The sequence below is a fragment of the Devosia sp. Soil_C_22 genome, from assembly GCF_057657195.1.
On the sequence record NZ_JBDGIY010000001.1, the window covers coordinates 1,859,636 to 1,875,465 of the forward strand.

The window sequence follows — 15,830 nt, forward strand, 5'->3', positions numbered from 1 at the left end:
TCCGAGGCCTGCGCATGACCCTCCCGCTGTTTTTCTTCTACCTGTTCTCGGTCATCACCGTCGCTTCGGCGCTGATGGTGATCGCGGCGCGCAATCCCGTGCACTCGGTGCTGTTCCTGATCCTCGCTTTCGTGAACTCGGCCGGGCTGTTCATGCTCGCCGGCGCCGAGTTCCTCGCGCTGATCCTCATCGTCGTCTATGTCGGCGCGGTCGCGGTGCTGTTCCTGTTCGTCACCATGATGCTCGACGTCGATTTCACGTCGCTGCGCGAGGGCATGCTGCAATACGCGCCGGTGGGCGTGGTGGTCGGCATTGTGCTGCTGCTCGAGCTGCTGCTGGTCGGGGGCAGCTTCGTCTTGCCATCGGGCATCGAGGCCGCCGGCACGGTGCCGATGGATGCGGCGCTTTCCAATACGCGCCAGATCGGCCAGCTGCTCTACACGCGCTACGTGTTCCTGTTCCAGGGCGCCGCGGCGATCCTGCTGGTCGCCATGATCGGCGCGATCGTTCTGACGCTGCGGCACAAGCCGAACGTCAAGCGGCAGGATGTGTTCAAGCAGACCGGGCGCAAGCGCTCGGAGGCGGTCGAGCTGGTCAAGGTCAAGTCGGGGCAGGGGCTCTAGATGCTGCTTCAAGCAACAGGTATCGGCGTTGGCCATTTTCTGGCGGTTGGCGCGGTTCTCTTCACGCTGGGCGTGTTCGGCATCTTCCTCAACCGGAAGAACATCATCGTCATCCTGATGTCGGTGGAGCTGATCCTGCTGGCGGTGAACATCAACTTCGTCGCCTTCGCGGGCGAGCTCGGCGATCTCGCCGGCCAGGTCTTCGCGCTGCTGATCCTCACGGTCGCCGCGGCGGAGGCGGCCATCGGCCTTGCCATTCTCGTCATCTTCTATCGCAACCGCGGCACCATTGCCGTGGAAGACGTCAACCAGCTGAAGGGCTGACCCCGTGATCCAGGCCATTGTATTCCTGCCCCTGGTCGGGGCGCTGATCGCGGGCCTCCTCGTCCGGATCATCGGGCATCGGACCAGCGAGTTCATCACCACCGGGCTCTTGATCATCGCCGCGGTACTGAGCTGGATCGTCTTTTCGGGCTTCTGGTTCGCGCCTGAGGCGGCCGAGGGTGCCGCCGAGGCAGCCGGCCATGCCGAGGTGCTGAAGGTCACGGTGCTGAGCTGGATTCACTCGGGCGACCTCAGGCTCGACTGGATCCTGCGCGTCGACACGCTGACCGCGGTGATGCTGGTGGTGGTGACGACGGTGTCGTGCCTCGTCCACGTCTACTCGATCGGCTACATGGCCGACGATCCGCACCGGGCGCGCTTCTTCGCGTATCTCTCGCTGTTCACCTTCGCCATGCTGATGCTGGTGACGGCCGACAACTTCCTGCAGATGTTCTTCGGCTGGGAAGGCGTGGGTCTGGCCTCGTACCTCTTGATCGGCTTCTGGTACACGCGCCCCTCCGCCAACGCGGCGGCGATGAAGGCGTTCGTGGTCAACCGCGTCGGTGACTTCGGCTTCGCGCTCGGCATTTTCGGCGCCTTCATGGTGCTCGGCCATCTCGATTTCGACGGCGCCTTCCATGCCGTCCCCGAGGTCGCGGGCATGACCATCCGGTTCCTCAGCTGGGACCTCGACGCGATGACTGTCGTCTGCCTGCTGCTGTTCATGGGCGCCATGGGTAAGTCCGCGCAGTTCTTGCTCCACACCTGGTTGCCGGACGCCATGGAAGGCCCGACCCCGGTGTCGGCGCTCATCCATGCCGCCACCATGGTGACGGCCGGCGTGTTCATGGTTGCCCGCCTGTCGCCGATGTTCGACGCCGCGCCGGTCGCGATGATGGTGGTGATGCTGATCGGCGCGATGACGGCGTTCTTTGCCGCGACGGTCGGCCTCGTCCAGAACGACATCAAGCGCGTGATCGCGTACTCGACCTGTTCGCAGCTGGGCTACATGTTCGTGGCGCTGGGCGCCGGCATGTACTCGGCCGGTGTGTTCCACCTGTTCACGCACGCCTTCTTCAAGGCCCTGCTGTTCCTAGGCGCCGGCTCAGTGATCCATGCGATGCACCATGAGCAGGACATGCGGAACATGGGCGGGCTACGGAAGAAGATTCCGGTCACCTACTGGCTGATGATCATCGGCACGCTGGCGCTGACCGGCGTCGGCATTCCGGGCACGCCGCTGGGCTTTGCCGGGTTCTTCTCCAAGGACGGCATCATCGAAGTGGCGTATGCCGCGGGTGAATCGACCGGCTACATCGCCTTCTGGTCGCTGGTGATCGCTGCCGCCTTCACGAGCTTCTACTCGTGGCGCCTGATCCACCTGACCTTCCACGGCAAGCCGCGCGATGCCCAGCACGGGCACTCGGCTCATCCCGACCCGGCCCATGCCGCGGCGGAGAGCCACGATGAGCCGCTGGACGCCCACGATCACGGCCATGGCCACCACGGCAGCGCCCACGACAACGCGCATGAGAGCCCGGCCGTGATGCTGGTGCCGCTCTACATCCTCGGTGTCGGCGCGGTGCTCGCGGGCGTGGTGTTCAACGACCTGTTCTTCGGCCATGCCGAGCATATCGAGCATTTCTTTGCCGGTTCGGTCGTCGTGCCGCACGATCTGCTCGAGGCCGCCCACGGCGTGCCGCTATGGGTGAAGTGGTCGGCGACCGTCGCCATGGTCCTCGGCTTCGGCGCGGCGTGGTGGATGTACATCGTTGATCCGGCCGTGCCGCGGAACCTCGCGGCCAGCAACCAGGGCCTCTACAAGTTCCTGCTCAACAAGTGGTACTTCGACGAACTCTACGACCGCATCTTCGTCAAGCCGGCGCTGTGGCTCGGCCGCGCGCTGTGGAAGGGCTTTGACGACCAGCTGGTCGACCAGACGCTCACCGAGGGTCTAGGCAATCGCGTCAAGGACATCACCGGCCGGGTGGTGAAGCTCCAGTCCGGCTATCTCTATCACTACGCATTCGCCATGCTTATCGGTATTGCGGCGCTGCTCACCTGGGCCATCGCCGCTGGGGGACTTCTCGGATGATCTTCAGCGACAATCTACTGACGGTCATCACGTTCCTGCCGACGCTGGGCGCGCTGATCCTGCTCTTCGTCGGCGGGCGCGATGCGGCGGGCGAGAGCCTGCAGCGCTGGATTGCGCTGGTTGTCACCGTGGTGACGGCCGCGCTCAGCCTCTACCTTTGGTATCTGTTCGATCCGAGCGACACCGGCTTCCAGTTCGTCGAGAACTACAACGTGCTGGGCGACTCGATCGGCTATCGCATGGGCGTTGATGGCATCTCGGTGCTGTTCATCCCGCTCACCGCGGTGCTGATGCCGGCCGTGATCCTCACCAGCTGGGGCTCGGTCACCAAGCGCGTACGCGAGTACCTGATCGTCTTCCTGATCCTCGAGACGTTCATGATCGGCGCGTTCGCGACGCTCGATCTGGCGCTGTTTTACGTATTCTTCGAGGGCACGCTGATCCCGATGTTCCTGATCATCGGCATCTGGGGCGGGGCGCGGCGTATCCAGGCGACCTACAAGTTCTTCTTCTACAGCTTCACCGGCACGGTGCTGATGCTCATCGCCATTATGGCGATGTTCGCGACCGCTGGTACGCTCGACATCCAGAAGCTGCTGACCTTCAGGTTCCCGCCGGAGATGCAGACCTGGCTGTGGATCGGGTTCTTCGCCTCGTTCGCGGTGAAGATGCCGATGTGGCCGTTCCATCGCTGGCTGCCCGAAGCCCACGTCGAGGCGCCGACGGGCGGCTCGGTGATCCTGGCCGCGATCCTGCTCAAGCTTGGCGGCTACGGCTTCATCCGCTTCTCGATCTCGATGTTTCCCGATGCCTCGCACCAGTTCGCGAACTTCGTGTTCGTACTGTCGATCGCGGCGATCATCATCACGTCGCTGATCGCACTCGTGCAGACCGACATCAAGAAGCTGATCGCCTACTCCTCGGTGGCGCACATGGGCTTTGTCACCATGGGCATCTTCTCGGGCAACATCTACGGCATCCACGGCGCGATCTTCCAGATGATCTCGCACGGCATCGTGTCGGCCGCGCTCTTCCTCTGCGTCGGCGTGGTCTACGACCGGATGCACACCCGTGACATCGAAGCCTATGGTGGTTTGGTCGAGCGCATGCCGCGCTATGCCTTCGCCTTCATGGTGTTCACCATGGCCAACGTGGGCCTGCCGGGCACGTCCGGGTTCGTGGGCGAGTTCCTCACCATGTTCGCGGCGTTCCAGGTCAACACCTGGGTGGCGTTCTTCGCGGCCTTCGGCGTGATCCTGTCGGCGGCCTATGCGCTCTGGCTCTATCGCCGGGTGATCTTCGGCGCGCTGACCAAGGAATCGCTGATGGGGATCCTCGATCTCGATCGCCGCGAGGTCGCGGTGCTGGTGCCGCTGATCATCCTCACCATCCTCTTCGGCTTCTATCCGGCGCCGATCCTCGATGCGACCGCTGCCTCGGTGGGTCTCGTCGCTGACAATTTCGCCAGCGCCATCGGCGCCGCCCCGCAGGCGGTCGCCGCGGCGACCGGGCATTAGGAGACGGGCATGCAGTCCGACGTTACGAGCTTCGCTTCGCTCGCTCCGGCTTATCCGGAACTGCTCATGGCCGCCGGCGCGGTTGTGGTGCTGTTGATCGCGCTGTTCTGGAAATCGCTGCGCCCTGGCGCGGTGGCGATCATCTCGATCGTGCTGCTCCTCGCAGTGCTGGCTGTGCTGCTGTTGCAGCCGGCGACCGGCGTGCTGTTCAACGGTGTGTTCATCGTCGATGGCTTTGCCCAGTACATGAAGGCGCTCGTCCTCGGCGGCGCGGCGGCGACCGTGCTGATCTCGCTGTCGACCAGCAAGGAACACGGCATCGACAAGTTCGAGTACTCGGTGCTCGTGCTGCTGGCGACGCTGGGCATGATGGTCATGGTGTCGTCGAACGACCTGATGACCCTCTATATCGGCCTCGAGCTGCAGAGCCTCGCGCTCTACGTCGTCGCGGCGATGAAGCGCGAGGACGGCCGGGCGACAGAAGCCGGCATCAAGTACTTCGTGCTCGGTGCGCTGAGCTCGGGCATGCTGCTCTACGGTGCTTCGCTGGTTTATGGCTTCACCGGCACCACCCAGCTCGACCTGATCGTCGGCCAGGTCACGGCCGAGGGCCGCTCGATCGGACTGATCTTCGGCATGGTGTTCCTGCTTGCCGGTATCGCCTTCAAGATCTCGGCCGTGCCGTTCCACATGTGGACGCCCGACGTCTACGAAGGCGCGCCGACCCCGGTGACGGCCTTCTTCGCCGCCGCCCCGAAGGTCGCCGCCATGGCGCTGTTCGTGCGCGTCGCCACCGTCAGCTTCGGGCCGATCACGCATGACTGGCAGCAGATCGTGATCTTCCTGTCGATCGCCTCGATGGTGCTCGCCTCGTTCGCCGCCATCGGCCAGAACAACCTCAAGCGGCTGCTTGCCTACTCGTCCATCGGCCATGTCGGCTTCGCGCTTGTCGGGCTGTCGGCCGGCACGGCAGGCGGCGTCGAGGGCGTCGCCATCTACATGGCGATCTATGTCGCGATGACCGTGGGCATCTTCGCTTGCGTTCTGGCGCTGCGCACCGAGGACGGCCGACCGGTCGAGACCATCTCGGAGCTGGCGGGCCTCGCATCGGGCCGTCCGTTCCTCGCCGGCACCATCGCCATCCTGATGTTCTCGCTCATCGGCCTGCCGCCGCTCGCCGGGTTCTTCGCCAAGTGGCAGGTGTTCCTTGCCGCGGTGGAGCAGGGGCTGTTCGTGCTGGCGGTGATCGGCGTCCTCGCCTCGGCGGTGAGCGCGTTCTACTACCTGCGCATCATCAAGGTGATGTACTTCGACGAGCCGCAGCTGAAGTTCGCTGCGGTGCCCGGCGAACTGGCCGTAGTGATGGCCGGTGTCGGCTTCCTCATCGTCACCTATTTCGCCACTGTCGGCGGACCTCTCACCGCCGCCGCGCGCTTTGCGGCCGGAAGCCTGTTCTAGTGGCGGACTTCTGGCTGGGGCCAAAGGCAGCCATTCGGGGATATAGAGTCCACGGCTTTGACAGCGTGGGATCGACCTCGACCGAGGCGGCCAGGGCCGCCCAGGCCGGGGATGTCGGCGACGTCTGGTTCTGCGCGCTCGAGCAGACGGCCGGTCGTGGCCGCCGTGGCCGGCCGTGGCAGACGATCCATGGCAACCTGGCTGCTAGCCTGCTGGTGGTGCCGGAATGCGACCCTGCCATGGCTGCGACGCTCGGCTTTGTCGCCGGCGTGGCGCTGCACCGCGCGCTCGGTGATTTCGTCCCCGGCGCCAGGCTGAAGACCGGCATAGATGGCGCCGATTTCGCCGGCGGCCGCATCGCGCTGAAATGGCCCAACGACGTACTGGCCGATGGCGGCAAGCTCTCGGGCATGCTGCTCGAGGCGCAGAAGCGGCCCGATGGCGGCATGGCGATCGTGATCGGCATCGGGGTCAACGTCGTTGCCGCGCCCGATGGCCTGCCGTATCCGGCGACCTCGCTCAGGCAGCTCGGCATCGAGGCCGATGCGGCAAAGGTGTTCGGCGCGCTGTCGGACGCCTGGGTCGAGGCCTACGAGGCGTGGGACCAGGGCAGGGGGATCGGCGCGATCCTCGAGCAGTGGCGCGCCGCTGCCGCCGGCATCGGCGGCGAGGTTGCAGTGAGCCGCGACGGCGACGTCGTGCGCGGCATTTTCGAGACGATAGACGAGGCGGGGCGGTTGATCGTCCGCGCCAACGATAATTCACGTATCGCCATCACGGCGGGTGACGTGCATTTCGGCACCACCGCCAGCCACAGGAGCATTTGATGGCCAGAGCTTTTACCGACGAACTGGTCTTCGTGCCGCTGGGCGGCGTCGGCGAGATCGGCATGAACATGGCGGCCTACGGCTTCGGGCCGGAGAACGCCCGCAAGTGGATCGTGGTCGATTGCGGCGTGACCTTCGCCGGCCCCAACGAGCCGGGCGTCGAGCTGATCCTGCCCGACCCGGCCTTCCTCGAGGAAAATGCCGACGATGTGCTGGCGCTCGTGCTCACCCACAGCCACGAGGACCATTACGGCGCCGTGCTCGACCTGTGGCCGGCCTATGACCGCCCGGTCTATGCCACCCCCTTCACCGCCGCGATGCTGACCGCCAAGCGCGAGTCCGAGGGCATCATGGAGGATATCGAGATCCGCCCGATGCGGGTCGGCAAGCCCTTCACGGTCGGCCCGTTCACCATCGAGGCGATCAACGTCGCCCACTCCATCCCGGAAAGCTGCGCCCTGCTGATCACGACGCCGGTCGGCCGGGTCGTTCACACCGGCGACTGGAAGCTCGATCCGGCGCCCATTGGCGCACCGCCCACCGACCTGCCGCGCTTCGGTGAGATCGGGGCCGACCGCTCGGGCCCGATCGCGCTGATCTGCGATTCCACCAACGCGATGAAGGAGGGCACCAGCCCGTCCGAGCACGAGGTGGCCGAGACGCTCGACCAGCTGATCGCTGCCGCCCCCCACCGCGTGGCGATCACCACCTTTGCCTCCAATGTCGGCCGCATCATCTCGGTCGCCCGCGCCGCGCAGAAGGCCGGGCGCCGCGTGGTGATGTCGGGCCGGGCCATGCATCGCATCACCGGCATTGCCCGCGAGCTCGGGCTGATGGAGGGGATCGAGCCCTTCCTCGATCAGGGTGAATACAAGTCGCTGGCCCGCAAGGACGTGGTGCTGCTATGCACCGGCAGCCAGGGCGAGGCCCGTGCGGCGATCGCCCGCATCGCGCGCGACGAGCATCCGGAGATATCGCTGAATGCCGGCGACCGGGTGATCTTCTCGTCCTGGGCCATCCCGGGCAACGAGCGCGAAGTGATCGACATCCAGAACATGCTGATCGACCGCGGCGTGGACGTCATCACCCGCGATCACGCCATGGTCCACACCACCGGCCATCCTCGGCGCGAGGAGCTGAAGCGGCTCTACGACCTGGTGAAGCCCGATGTGCTCATTCCGGTCCACGGTGAAGCCGCGCATCTCGAGGCGCACGCCCAGCTCGGCCGCCAGCAGGGCATCGACATGGTCGTCCACGCCCGCAATGGCGACATGGTGCGGCTCTTCCCCGATACGCTGCAATTCCCCGGCGAGGTCCGCACCGGCGAGCTCTACCTCGATGGCAACGTGCTGTGTACGCCCGAAGAGAGCGGCGTGAAGGGCAGGCGCCGGCTAAGCTTCGGCGGCCACATCGTCGTGAGCCTGTGCGTCAATTCTGGTGGCCACATCATCGCCGGCCCGGAGCTCGCGATCGAGGGGCTGCCCGATGTCGAGGATGACGGCGAGTCACTGCCGCACCTGATCCGCCGCGCCGTCACCGGCACGCTCAAGTCGATCCCGCCCAAGCGGCGCAGCGATCCCGATCTGGTCAACACGGCGTTGCATCGCGCGGTGCGCAGCGAGGTCACGGCATATTGGGGCCGCAAACCCAACGTAACTGTGTTCGTCCACCGCGTCTGAGTGCGTCATGCAAGTCGGCACCTATATCGCGATCTTCTTCATCGTCTGGTGGCTTTGCCTGTTCGTCGTGCTGCCCTTCAAGGTGCGCAACCAGATCGACGCGGGCGAGTGGCAGCCAGGCACCGAGCGCGGCGCTCCCGCCGGCATCCTCCGCCTCTGGCCGAAGCTCCTGGCAACGACGATCCTCGCCGCCGTGGTGACCGGCCTGCTGCTGTGGGCGCTGAGCACGCCCTGGCTGCAGGAATATTGGCGCTAGGGCTCGCGCACCCGCTACCGAGACGTTAGTCAATACACCCACTGACCGTCATCCCGGCGCAGGCCGGGACCCACTGCGCGACCGCCAGAGCGGCGCGCTGACCCCGCCGGTCCATCACTGAAAGATCGGCCCGTCCTGCGCGCGTTCCAACACCGGAGCACTGGGTCCCGGTTTTCGCCGGGATGACGGCCGAACGCGGGGCGCAACACGGTGCCCTACCGCTCTGGCTTCACCGGCACCGCGTGTGTGTGCGCCATCACCAGCGCCGCCCGCAGTTCCTCCGTCGACACGCGATCCAGCGTCACCGTCGTCCAGCCCTGCCGTCCCCAGCCATTGTCGATGGCGGCGAACGCCTCAGGCGCCAGCAGCACCTTGAACTCCTGCTCGTCGGGGGTGAACTTGAGGTTGGCGCTGAGGCCGTCGGCGGCGAGCGTCGCATAGGTGCGCCGGACCTTGAACGCCTGCCGATCGAAATGCGGCGCCTCGGTGGTCCCTTCAAGGCTTAGTGCAATTGTCCTGAATTGGGAAGCAGTTGTCATCGTTTCTTCATCCGCAAATGAAAAAAGCAGGGCCAAGGCCCTGCTTTGATGAGTTTCTCGACAATACGCTGGTCTTAGGCACACGGTTTAGGTGGCGGCCAACGCTCCTCCCTTGACGTTGTCGACGTCCGGCAACTTGTGGTTGCCTGTGTTCTTATGGAGCCGGACCCTAACAACTGAATCCGGGGCTGCCAAGCGGATTCTGCATGGCTGCCATTGCATTTTTACATAGTCTTCATCGTGGTTTGACGCTGGATCGTGACGCTGCACAAAAGCGCCGCAAATCGTCTCGCTTGCCCAAGTTTCGCGCGCTTTTGCAGGCTCCACTTTTGCCTTGAGTGCGCTATAGGGTTGCCAATCGAATCCGGCGCCATAAGGGTCCATCCATGCGTTTGAGCCGCTACTTCCTGCCCCTCCTCAAGGAGACGCCGAAGGAAGCCGAAATCGTCTCGCACCAGCTGATGCTGCGCGCGGGCATGATCAAGCAGCAGGCCGCGGGCAGCTATTCGTGGTTGCCGCTGGGCTTCAAGGTGCTGAACAAGGTCATTCGCATCATCGAGGAAGAGCAGAACCGCGCCGGCGCCATCCAGCTGCTGATGCCGACCATCCAGTCGGCGGACCTGTGGAAGGAATCGGGCCGTTACGACGCCTACGGCAAGGAAATGCTGCGCATCGAGGATCGGCACGAGCGCGAAATGCTGTACGGCCCGACCAACGAGGAGATGATCACCGACATCTTCCGCACCTACGTGAAGTCCTACAAGGATCTGCCGCTGAATCTCTACCACATCCAGTGGAAGTTCCGTGACGAGGTGCGCCCGCGCTTCGGTACCATGCGCAGCCGCGAGTTCCTGATGAAGGATGCCTATTCCTTCGATCTCGACGAAGCCGGAGCCAAGCGCTCGTTCTACCGCATGTTCGCCGCCTACCTGCGCACCTTCTACCGGCTCGGCCTCACGGGTATCCCCATGCGGGCCGATACCGGCCCGATCGGTGGTGACATGAGCTACGAGTTTCACGTCCTCGCCGACACGGGGGAAAGCGCGGTATTCCTCGACGCTGGCCTTCTGGACAAGCCGATCCCTTCGATCGAGACCGATTTTGAGGGCGATCTCTCGCCCATCTTCGACGATTGGACGTCGCTCTTTGCGGCCACCGACGAAATGACCGATGAGGAGACCTTCCGCGCGTCGGTGTCCGGCAACAACCAGCTCGCCGCCCGGGGCATCGAAGTCGGCCACATCTTCTATTTCGGTACGAAATACTCGACGCCCATGAAGGCCACCGTCACCAGCCCAGAGGGCCAGGTCGAAGTCCACATGGGCAGCTACGGCATCGGCCCGACCCGCCTCGTGCCGGCCATCATCGAGGCCAGCCACGACGAAAACGGCATCGTCTGGCCCGTGAGCGTCGCGCCGTTCGAGGCTACCGTCATCAACCTCAAAGTCGGCGATGCCGATTCCGATGCGGCGGCCGAACGGCTGTACGACGATCTCGTGCGTGAGGGCATCGACGCGGCCTATGACGATCGCGACCAGCCGGCCGGCGCCAAGTTCGCCGCGGCCGACCTGATCGGCATCCCGTACCAGCTGATCGTCGGGCCGCGCGGCCTCAAGGAAGGCACGGTCGAGATCAAGCACCGCAAGTCCGGCGAGCGCGAGACGCTGTCGATCGAGGCGGCGGTCGGCCGGCTCAAGGGCCTGATCGTGCCGCAGCGGCGGGACAGCGTTTGACCGACGCCCCCGCCACCGCTGCGAAGGCGCCGGGACCGTTCTCGCGCTTCGAATGGCTCGTGGCGGGCCGCTACCTGCGCGCGCGTCGCAAGGAGCGCTTCGTTTCGGTGATCGCGGTGCTGACGCTGATCGGCGTCATCCTCGGCGTGGCGACGCTGATCGTCGTCATGTCGGTGATGAACGGCTTTCGCACCGAGCTGATCGGCAAGATTCTCGGTCTCAACGGCCATTTCGTCGTGCAGGAGACCGAAGCCGGCTTTGCCGACTACAACGACGTCGTCACCCGCCTCGAGGGCGTGCCGGGTGTGGTCTATGCCATTCCGTATGTCGAGGGTCAGGCACTCGCCTCAGGCGTCTCGAGCGCGACAGGCGTCGTGGTGCGCGGCATCGACGAGGCTTCGATCGCCAAAGTTGCCTCGCTCCGCGACGGGGCACGGCTGGGTGGCTGGGACCAGTGGGATGACGGCACCGGCATAGCCATCGGCCAGCGGCTGGCCGACCGCCTCGGCGTCACCATCGGCGACGACATCACCATCATCAATCCCAACGGCACGCTGACCCCGTTCGGCCGCACGCCGGCCGAGCGCACCATGCCGGTCAACGTGATCTTCGATCTCGGCGCGCCCGAGTATGACAGCTTCTACATCTACCTGCCGATGCAGGTGGCGCAGGTCTATTTCCGCTTCTACGAGGATCGCCTCAAGGAGGGCGCCGCCATGCCCAGCGTCATGGCGACCGAGGAGGAGATCGATGCCGCGTCCGAGCGCGTGTACAAGGCCTCGAGCGTCGAGGTGTTCGTCGACAATCCCGACGACATTGCCGGCATGAAGGAACAACTCGCCGCCGCGCTCGACCGGCCGATGGCGATCACCGACTGGCAGCAGCGCAACGCCACCTTCTTTTCGGCCCTGCAGGTCGAGCGGGTGGTCATGTTCGTGATCCTGTCGCTCATCATTCTCGTCGCCGCCTTCAACATCATCGCCAGCCTCGTCATGCTGGTGAAGGACAAGGGCCCCGATATCGCGATCCTGCGCACGATGGGTGCGACGCGCGGCGCGATTCTCCGCATCTTCTCGATGACCGGCTTTGCCATCGGGCTTTCGGGTACCGTACTCGGCCTGCTGCTCGGACTTGTGGTCGCGACTTATGTCGAGCCGATCCGGGCCTTCGTCTCCAACGTGCTCAACATCCCGATCTTTCCGCCCGAGCTGTTCCTGATGGCTGGCCTACCGTCGCGGATCGATCCGATGGAAGTGCTGTTCGTCGTCGTGCTGTCGCTCGGGCTCACCTTCCTCGCGACGCTCTATCCGGCCTGGCGCGCGGCCAAGCTCGATCCGATCGAGGGGTTGAACCAGTGAGCGATGTCAGGGCCAGTGCCGGCGATCCGGGGCCGTTCTCGCGCTTCGAGTTCATTGTGGCCTGGCGCTATCTGCGCGCCCGCCGTCGCGACCGGTTCGTGTCGGTTATCGCGGGGCTGACGCTGACCGGCATCGCGCTGGGCGTCGCGGCGCTGATCGTCGTCACCTCGGTGATGAACGGCTTCAATTCCGAGATCGTCTCAAAGCTGCTCGGGCTCAACGGGCACTTCCAGGCCTATCCGATCGAGGCGCGATTCACCGACTATGACGAGAGCGCCCTGCAGATCCGCGGCGTCGACGGCGTGGTTGCGGCGATCCCGTTCGTCGAGGGGCAGGCGCTGGCCTCGGGTGTACGAGCGGACGCCACTGGCGTCATCGTGCGCGGCATGTCGCTGGCCTCGATCGAGCAGTTGAAGCTGCTGCATGGCGGCGCCATACTTGGACATTGGGACGACTGGGACACCGGCAACGGCGTCGCCATCGGCCGGCGGCTGGCGGAAAAGCTCAAGGTCAATGTCGGGGACCCGGTGACGCTGCTGAGCCCGGAGCCCGCGACCCTCGAGGAGGGTGGACGGCCGCGCACGCGCTCCTTCCCGGTGCAGGTGATCTTCGATCTCGGCATGACCGAGTTCGACAGCTTCTACCTCTATATGCCGATGCAGCCGGCGCAGGACTATCTCAACATGTTCGACCGGGTGCTGAAGCCAAACGCTTCAGTGCCGGGGCCCGATGCGACCGACGAAGAGCGCGAGGCGGCCTATGACCGCATCTACCGCGCCTCCGCAATCGAGGTGTTCATCACCGACCCGAACAGGGTCGACGACATGCGCCTCAGGATCGGCCAGCAGATCGAACGGCCGCTGATCCTCTCGGACTGGCGCCAGCAGCACCAGAATTTCTTCGAGGCACTGCAGACCCAGGGCTCGGTGATGTTCGTCATCCTGTCGATGATCATCGTCGTCGCCGCCTTCAACATCATCTCGTCGCTGATCATGCTGGTGAAGGACAAGGGCACCGATATCGCGGTGCTGCGCACCATGGGGGCGACGCGCGGCTCGATCATGCGCATCTTCGGCATTGCCGGCATCGCCATCGGGGTCGGCGGCACCCTGTTGGGGTTGGCGCTCGGACTGGTGATCGCGGCTAATGCCGAGGCCATCCGGGCGTTCCTGTCGAGCCTGCTCGGCATCACCATCTTTCCGCCCGAGGTGTTCTACCTCTCCTCGCTGCCCAGCCGCACCAACCCGTCCGAGGTGTTCGCCATCGTCGCCGTGGCGATGGGGCTGAGCATCCTCGCGACGCTCTATCCGGCGTGGCGCGCCGCCCAGTACGATCCTGTCGAGGCCCTTCGCTATGAGTGACGTCCACCTCCAGCTGAGCCAGGTGCACCGCCATTATGGCGAGGGCGACACCAGGGTGCGGGTGCTCGAGGCGGCCGACCTCACCGTGCGCGGCGGCGAACTCGTCGCCATTGTCGCGCCGTCGGGCGCCGGCAAATCGACGCTGCTGCACCTCGCCGGGCTATTGGAGCGGCCGCAGGCGGGTGAGGTGACCATCACCGGCCTTCCGACCAGCAAGCTCAATGAGCGTGGCCGCACGCTGCTGCGCCGCAACACCATCGGCTATGTCTACCAGTTCCACCACCTGCTGCCGGAATTCTCGGCCATCGAGAACGTCGCCATGCCGCAGCTGATCGCCGGGGTGGAGCAGGGGGCGGCCAATGCCCGCGCGCAGGAACTGCTCGACCTGCTCGGCGTCGGCTCGCGGGCGCAGCACCGGCCGGCCGAGCTCTCGGGCGGCGAGCAGCAGCGCGTCGCCATCGCCCGCGCCGCCGCCAACCATCCACGCATCATCCTCGCCGACGAGCCGACCGGCAATCTCGACCCGGCGACGAGCGACGTGGTGTTCGAGGCGCTGGCCGGGCTCATCCGGCAGGAAGGCGTCGCCGCGCTGATCGCGACGCACAATTTCGACTTAGCGCGGCGGGCCAACCGCATCGTGACGCTGCGCGACGGGTTGATCGTCGAAACGACGGTTTAGGGCAGGGCGCCTACCCCAAGCTCGAGTGTCATCCCTGCGAAAGCAGGGATCCATTTATCCGCCAGCGAGGGCTGCGAAGTGGATCCCTGCTTTCGCAGGGATGACATTCAGTGGTTGGTGCGCGAAGTGCGCCTACTCCGCCGCTCCCTGCGACTCGCGCCGTAGCCGCTCGCGATCGTTGAGGTGGTTGATCCGCGTCCGTAGTGCTCGGATCTGCCGTTCCTGCCGCTCGGTGGTGGACTTCAGCTGCCGGATGCGCGCCTCGGCGGCGTCGCGGTGGTTGATGTCCCACTCACGCACACGTTGCACCACCACCTTCGCCGCCGGCCTTTCGGCGAGGATATCCTCCCACTCGAGCCCGAGCGACTGCAGCATGCGATGCGCGGCCAACGCGGCCGACGCCCGTTCGCCCGGGTGGTCGGAGCCGAGCAGCTTCAGGATGCGTTCGAGCTTTTCGCGGTCGCGGTCGGTCAGCGGCATCGCCAAGGCGTAGCGGGCGGCTGCGGCAAAATCCAGCCTAAGGCTTGTCGCCCATGAACTTATGAATCTCCGCCGTGGTCAGCGCGCCATCGAGATAGCTCAGCGTCCCCGGTCCGAGCACTTCCGTGGCCGCATTGGCGAGGCCGGCGAGCGCGGCGCGGGCGAACGAGCCGCCGGTGCTGACCCGTTGCACGCCGGCCGCCGCAAGATCGCCGATCGCGTAAGGCGTCTGCTTCTGCCACAGCACCACATTGAGTGGCTTCGAAATCGAAGCCACCACCGTGCGGATCGCGTCGAGATTGGGCAGGCCGGGCGCGAACAGCACGTCAGCACCGGCCGCCTCGTAGGCCTGCAGCCGCCGGATGGTGTCATCGAGGTCGGGGCGGCCGTGGAGATAATTCTCGGCTCGGCCGACGAAGGTGAACGGGAAGGGCAGGGCGTGTGCCGCCTCGGCGGCGGCCGCCACGCGCTCGACGGCATGGTTGAACTCGTAGATCGGCTGCTCGGCCCGGCCGGTCGCATCCTCGATCGAACCGCCCACGAGACCCGCTTCGGCCGCCAGCCGGATGGTCTCGGCGGCATAGGCCGGATCGTCGCCATAGCCGTTCTCGAGGTCCCCGCTCACCGGCAGGTCCACGGCCGCCGCGATCTGCGCCGCGTTGGCCAGCGCCTCGTCGCGGGTGACGCCCATATCCTTGCGGCCGAGCGTCCAGGCAAAGCCCGCACTCGTCGTCGCCAGCGCCTTCATCCCGAGCCCCGCGAGCAGGCGGGCGCTGCCGGCATCCCACGGATTGGCCATCACGAAGAGCGGGCCGCGATGCAGCTCGCGGAAGCGCTCGCCCTTTTCCGACTGGTTCATCTGACGTCCTCCGACTCGCAAATTAACCACATACTCATGGAT

The 15,830-nt window shown here is 65.5% G+C and carries 15 protein-coding genes; 12 read left to right on the forward strand and 3 right to left on the reverse strand.

Annotated elements, in window-relative coordinates:
• The first annotated feature begins 14 nt into the window (after window positions 1-14).
• The 8 genes from AC3A6I_RS08870 (at window position 15) to AC3A6I_RS08905 (ending at window position 8,779) form a co-directional block, all read left to right on the forward strand.
• Complete coding sequence (locus tag AC3A6I_RS08870) at window positions 15-623, forward strand: NADH-quinone oxidoreductase subunit J (RefSeq protein WP_487543323.1); 609 nt, start codon at window positions 15-17, stop codon at window positions 621-623.
• Window positions 624-947: an NADH-quinone oxidoreductase subunit NuoK gene (gene nuoK, locus AC3A6I_RS08875; RefSeq protein WP_487543324.1), complete on the forward strand. Its 324-nt coding sequence runs from the start codon at window positions 624-626 to the stop codon at window positions 945-947.
• 4 nt (window positions 948-951) lie between these two features.
• Window positions 952-3,042, forward strand: a complete 2,091-nt coding sequence (gene nuoL, locus AC3A6I_RS08880) for an NADH-quinone oxidoreductase subunit L (RefSeq protein WP_487543325.1) — start codon at window positions 952-954, stop codon at window positions 3,040-3,042.
• A complete protein-coding gene (locus AC3A6I_RS08885; protein WP_487543326.1) occupies window positions 3,039-4,559 on the forward strand; it encodes an NADH-quinone oxidoreductase subunit M in 1,521 nt (506 codons plus the stop codon). The genes nuoL and AC3A6I_RS08885 overlap by 4 nt, the downstream gene beginning before the upstream one ends.
• A 9-nt stretch (window positions 4,560-4,568) precedes the next feature.
• On the forward strand, window positions 4,569-6,017 hold the full coding sequence (gene nuoN / locus AC3A6I_RS08890; protein WP_487543327.1) for an NADH-quinone oxidoreductase subunit NuoN: 1,449 nt from the start codon (window positions 4,569-4,571) through the stop codon (window positions 6,015-6,017).
• Window positions 6,018-6,082: 65 nt separating this feature from the next.
• A complete protein-coding gene (locus AC3A6I_RS08895) occupies window positions 6,083-6,844 on the forward strand; it encodes a biotin--[acetyl-CoA-carboxylase] ligase (RefSeq protein WP_487543328.1) in 762 nt (253 codons plus the stop codon).
• Window positions 6,844-8,523: a ribonuclease J gene (locus tag AC3A6I_RS08900; RefSeq protein ID WP_487543329.1), complete on the forward strand. Its 1,680-nt coding sequence runs from the start codon at window positions 6,844-6,846 to the stop codon at window positions 8,521-8,523. The genes AC3A6I_RS08895 and AC3A6I_RS08900 overlap by 1 nt, the downstream gene beginning before the upstream one ends.
• Window positions 8,524-8,530: 7 nt before the next feature.
• Window positions 8,531-8,779 carry a DUF1467 family protein gene (locus tag AC3A6I_RS08905; protein ID WP_487543330.1) on the forward strand — a complete coding sequence of 83 codons (249 nt, stop codon included), beginning with the start codon at window positions 8,531-8,533 and terminating at the stop codon, window positions 8,777-8,779.
• Window positions 8,780-8,994: 215 nt separating this feature from the next.
• Here AC3A6I_RS08905 and AC3A6I_RS08910 read toward each other — a convergent pair whose 3' ends face one another.
• On the reverse strand, window positions 8,995-9,318 hold the full coding sequence (locus tag AC3A6I_RS08910) for an MmcQ/YjbR family DNA-binding protein (protein WP_487543331.1): 324 nt from the start codon (window positions 9,316-9,318) through the stop codon (window positions 8,995-8,997).
• A 386-nt stretch (window positions 9,319-9,704) separates the two neighbouring features.
• Here AC3A6I_RS08910 and proS point away from each other — a divergent pair, with 386 nt between their 5' ends.
• From proS to AC3A6I_RS08930, 4 genes are read left to right on the forward strand one after another with little or no spacing between them, the layout of a single operon-like run.
• Window positions 9,705-11,051 (forward strand): proline--tRNA ligase, encoded by a 1,347-nt coding sequence (gene proS / locus AC3A6I_RS08915; protein ID WP_487543332.1) that lies wholly within the window; start codon window positions 9,705-9,707, stop codon window positions 11,049-11,051.
• Window positions 11,048-12,409, forward strand: a complete 1,362-nt coding sequence (locus AC3A6I_RS08920) for an FtsX-like permease family protein (protein WP_487543333.1) — start codon at window positions 11,048-11,050, stop codon at window positions 12,407-12,409. The genes proS and AC3A6I_RS08920 overlap by 4 nt, the downstream gene beginning before the upstream one ends.
• Window positions 12,406-13,770 (forward strand): ABC transporter permease, encoded by a 1,365-nt coding sequence (locus tag AC3A6I_RS08925; RefSeq protein ID WP_487543334.1) that lies wholly within the window; start codon window positions 12,406-12,408, stop codon window positions 13,768-13,770. The genes AC3A6I_RS08920 and AC3A6I_RS08925 overlap by 4 nt, the downstream gene beginning before the upstream one ends.
• Complete coding sequence (locus AC3A6I_RS08930; protein ID WP_487543335.1) at window positions 13,763-14,449, forward strand: ABC transporter ATP-binding protein; 687 nt, start codon at window positions 13,763-13,765, stop codon at window positions 14,447-14,449. The genes AC3A6I_RS08925 and AC3A6I_RS08930 overlap by 8 nt, the downstream gene beginning before the upstream one ends.
• Before the next feature lie 132 nt (window positions 14,450-14,581).
• Here the strand turns inward: AC3A6I_RS08930 and AC3A6I_RS08935 are convergent, their stop codons facing one another.
• Both AC3A6I_RS08935 and AC3A6I_RS08940 read right to left on the reverse strand, forming a co-directional pair.
• On the reverse strand, window positions 14,582-14,929 hold the full coding sequence (locus tag AC3A6I_RS08935) for a hypothetical protein (RefSeq protein WP_487543336.1): 348 nt from the start codon (window positions 14,927-14,929) through the stop codon (window positions 14,582-14,584).
• Window positions 14,930-14,966: 37 nt separating this feature from the next.
• Window positions 14,967-15,788 (reverse strand): isocitrate lyase/PEP mutase family protein, encoded by an 822-nt coding sequence (locus AC3A6I_RS08940; RefSeq protein ID WP_487543337.1) that lies wholly within the window; start codon window positions 15,786-15,788, stop codon window positions 14,967-14,969.
• Window positions 15,789-15,830 lie beyond the last annotated feature (42 nt).

What these genes read in the sequence shown, in the direction of transcription:
- AC3A6I_RS08935 (WP_487543336.1), bottom strand. Translation starts at nt 14,929, where the DNA reads ATGCCGCTGACCGACCGCGACCGCGAAAAGCTCGAACGCATCCTGAAG.
- AC3A6I_RS08910 (WP_487543331.1), bottom strand. Translation starts at nt 9,318, where the DNA reads ATGACAACTGCTTCCCAATTCAGGACAATTGCACTAAGCCTTGAAGGG.
- proS (WP_487543332.1), top strand. Translation starts at nt 9,705, where the DNA reads ATGCGTTTGAGCCGCTACTTCCTGCCCCTCCTCAAGGAGACGCCGAAG.
- AC3A6I_RS08930 (WP_487543335.1), top strand. Translation starts at nt 13,763, where the DNA reads ATGAGTGACGTCCACCTCCAGCTGAGCCAGGTGCACCGCCATTATGGC.
- AC3A6I_RS08905 (WP_487543330.1), top strand. Translation starts at nt 8,531, where the DNA reads ATGCAAGTCGGCACCTATATCGCGATCTTCTTCATCGTCTGGTGGCTT.
- AC3A6I_RS08940 (WP_487543337.1), bottom strand. Translation starts at nt 15,788, where the DNA reads ATGAACCAGTCGGAAAAGGGCGAGCGCTTCCGCGAGCTGCATCGCGGC.
- nuoK (WP_487543324.1), top strand. Translation starts at nt 624, where the DNA reads ATGCTGCTTCAAGCAACAGGTATCGGCGTTGGCCATTTTCTGGCGGTT.
- AC3A6I_RS08870 (WP_487543323.1), top strand. Translation starts at nt 15, where the DNA reads ATGACCCTCCCGCTGTTTTTCTTCTACCTGTTCTCGGTCATCACCGTC.
- AC3A6I_RS08885 (WP_487543326.1), top strand. Translation starts at nt 3,039, where the DNA reads ATGATCTTCAGCGACAATCTACTGACGGTCATCACGTTCCTGCCGACG.
- nuoN (WP_487543327.1), top strand. Translation starts at nt 4,569, where the DNA reads ATGCAGTCCGACGTTACGAGCTTCGCTTCGCTCGCTCCGGCTTATCCG.
- AC3A6I_RS08900 (WP_487543329.1), top strand. Translation starts at nt 6,844, where the DNA reads ATGGCCAGAGCTTTTACCGACGAACTGGTCTTCGTGCCGCTGGGCGGC.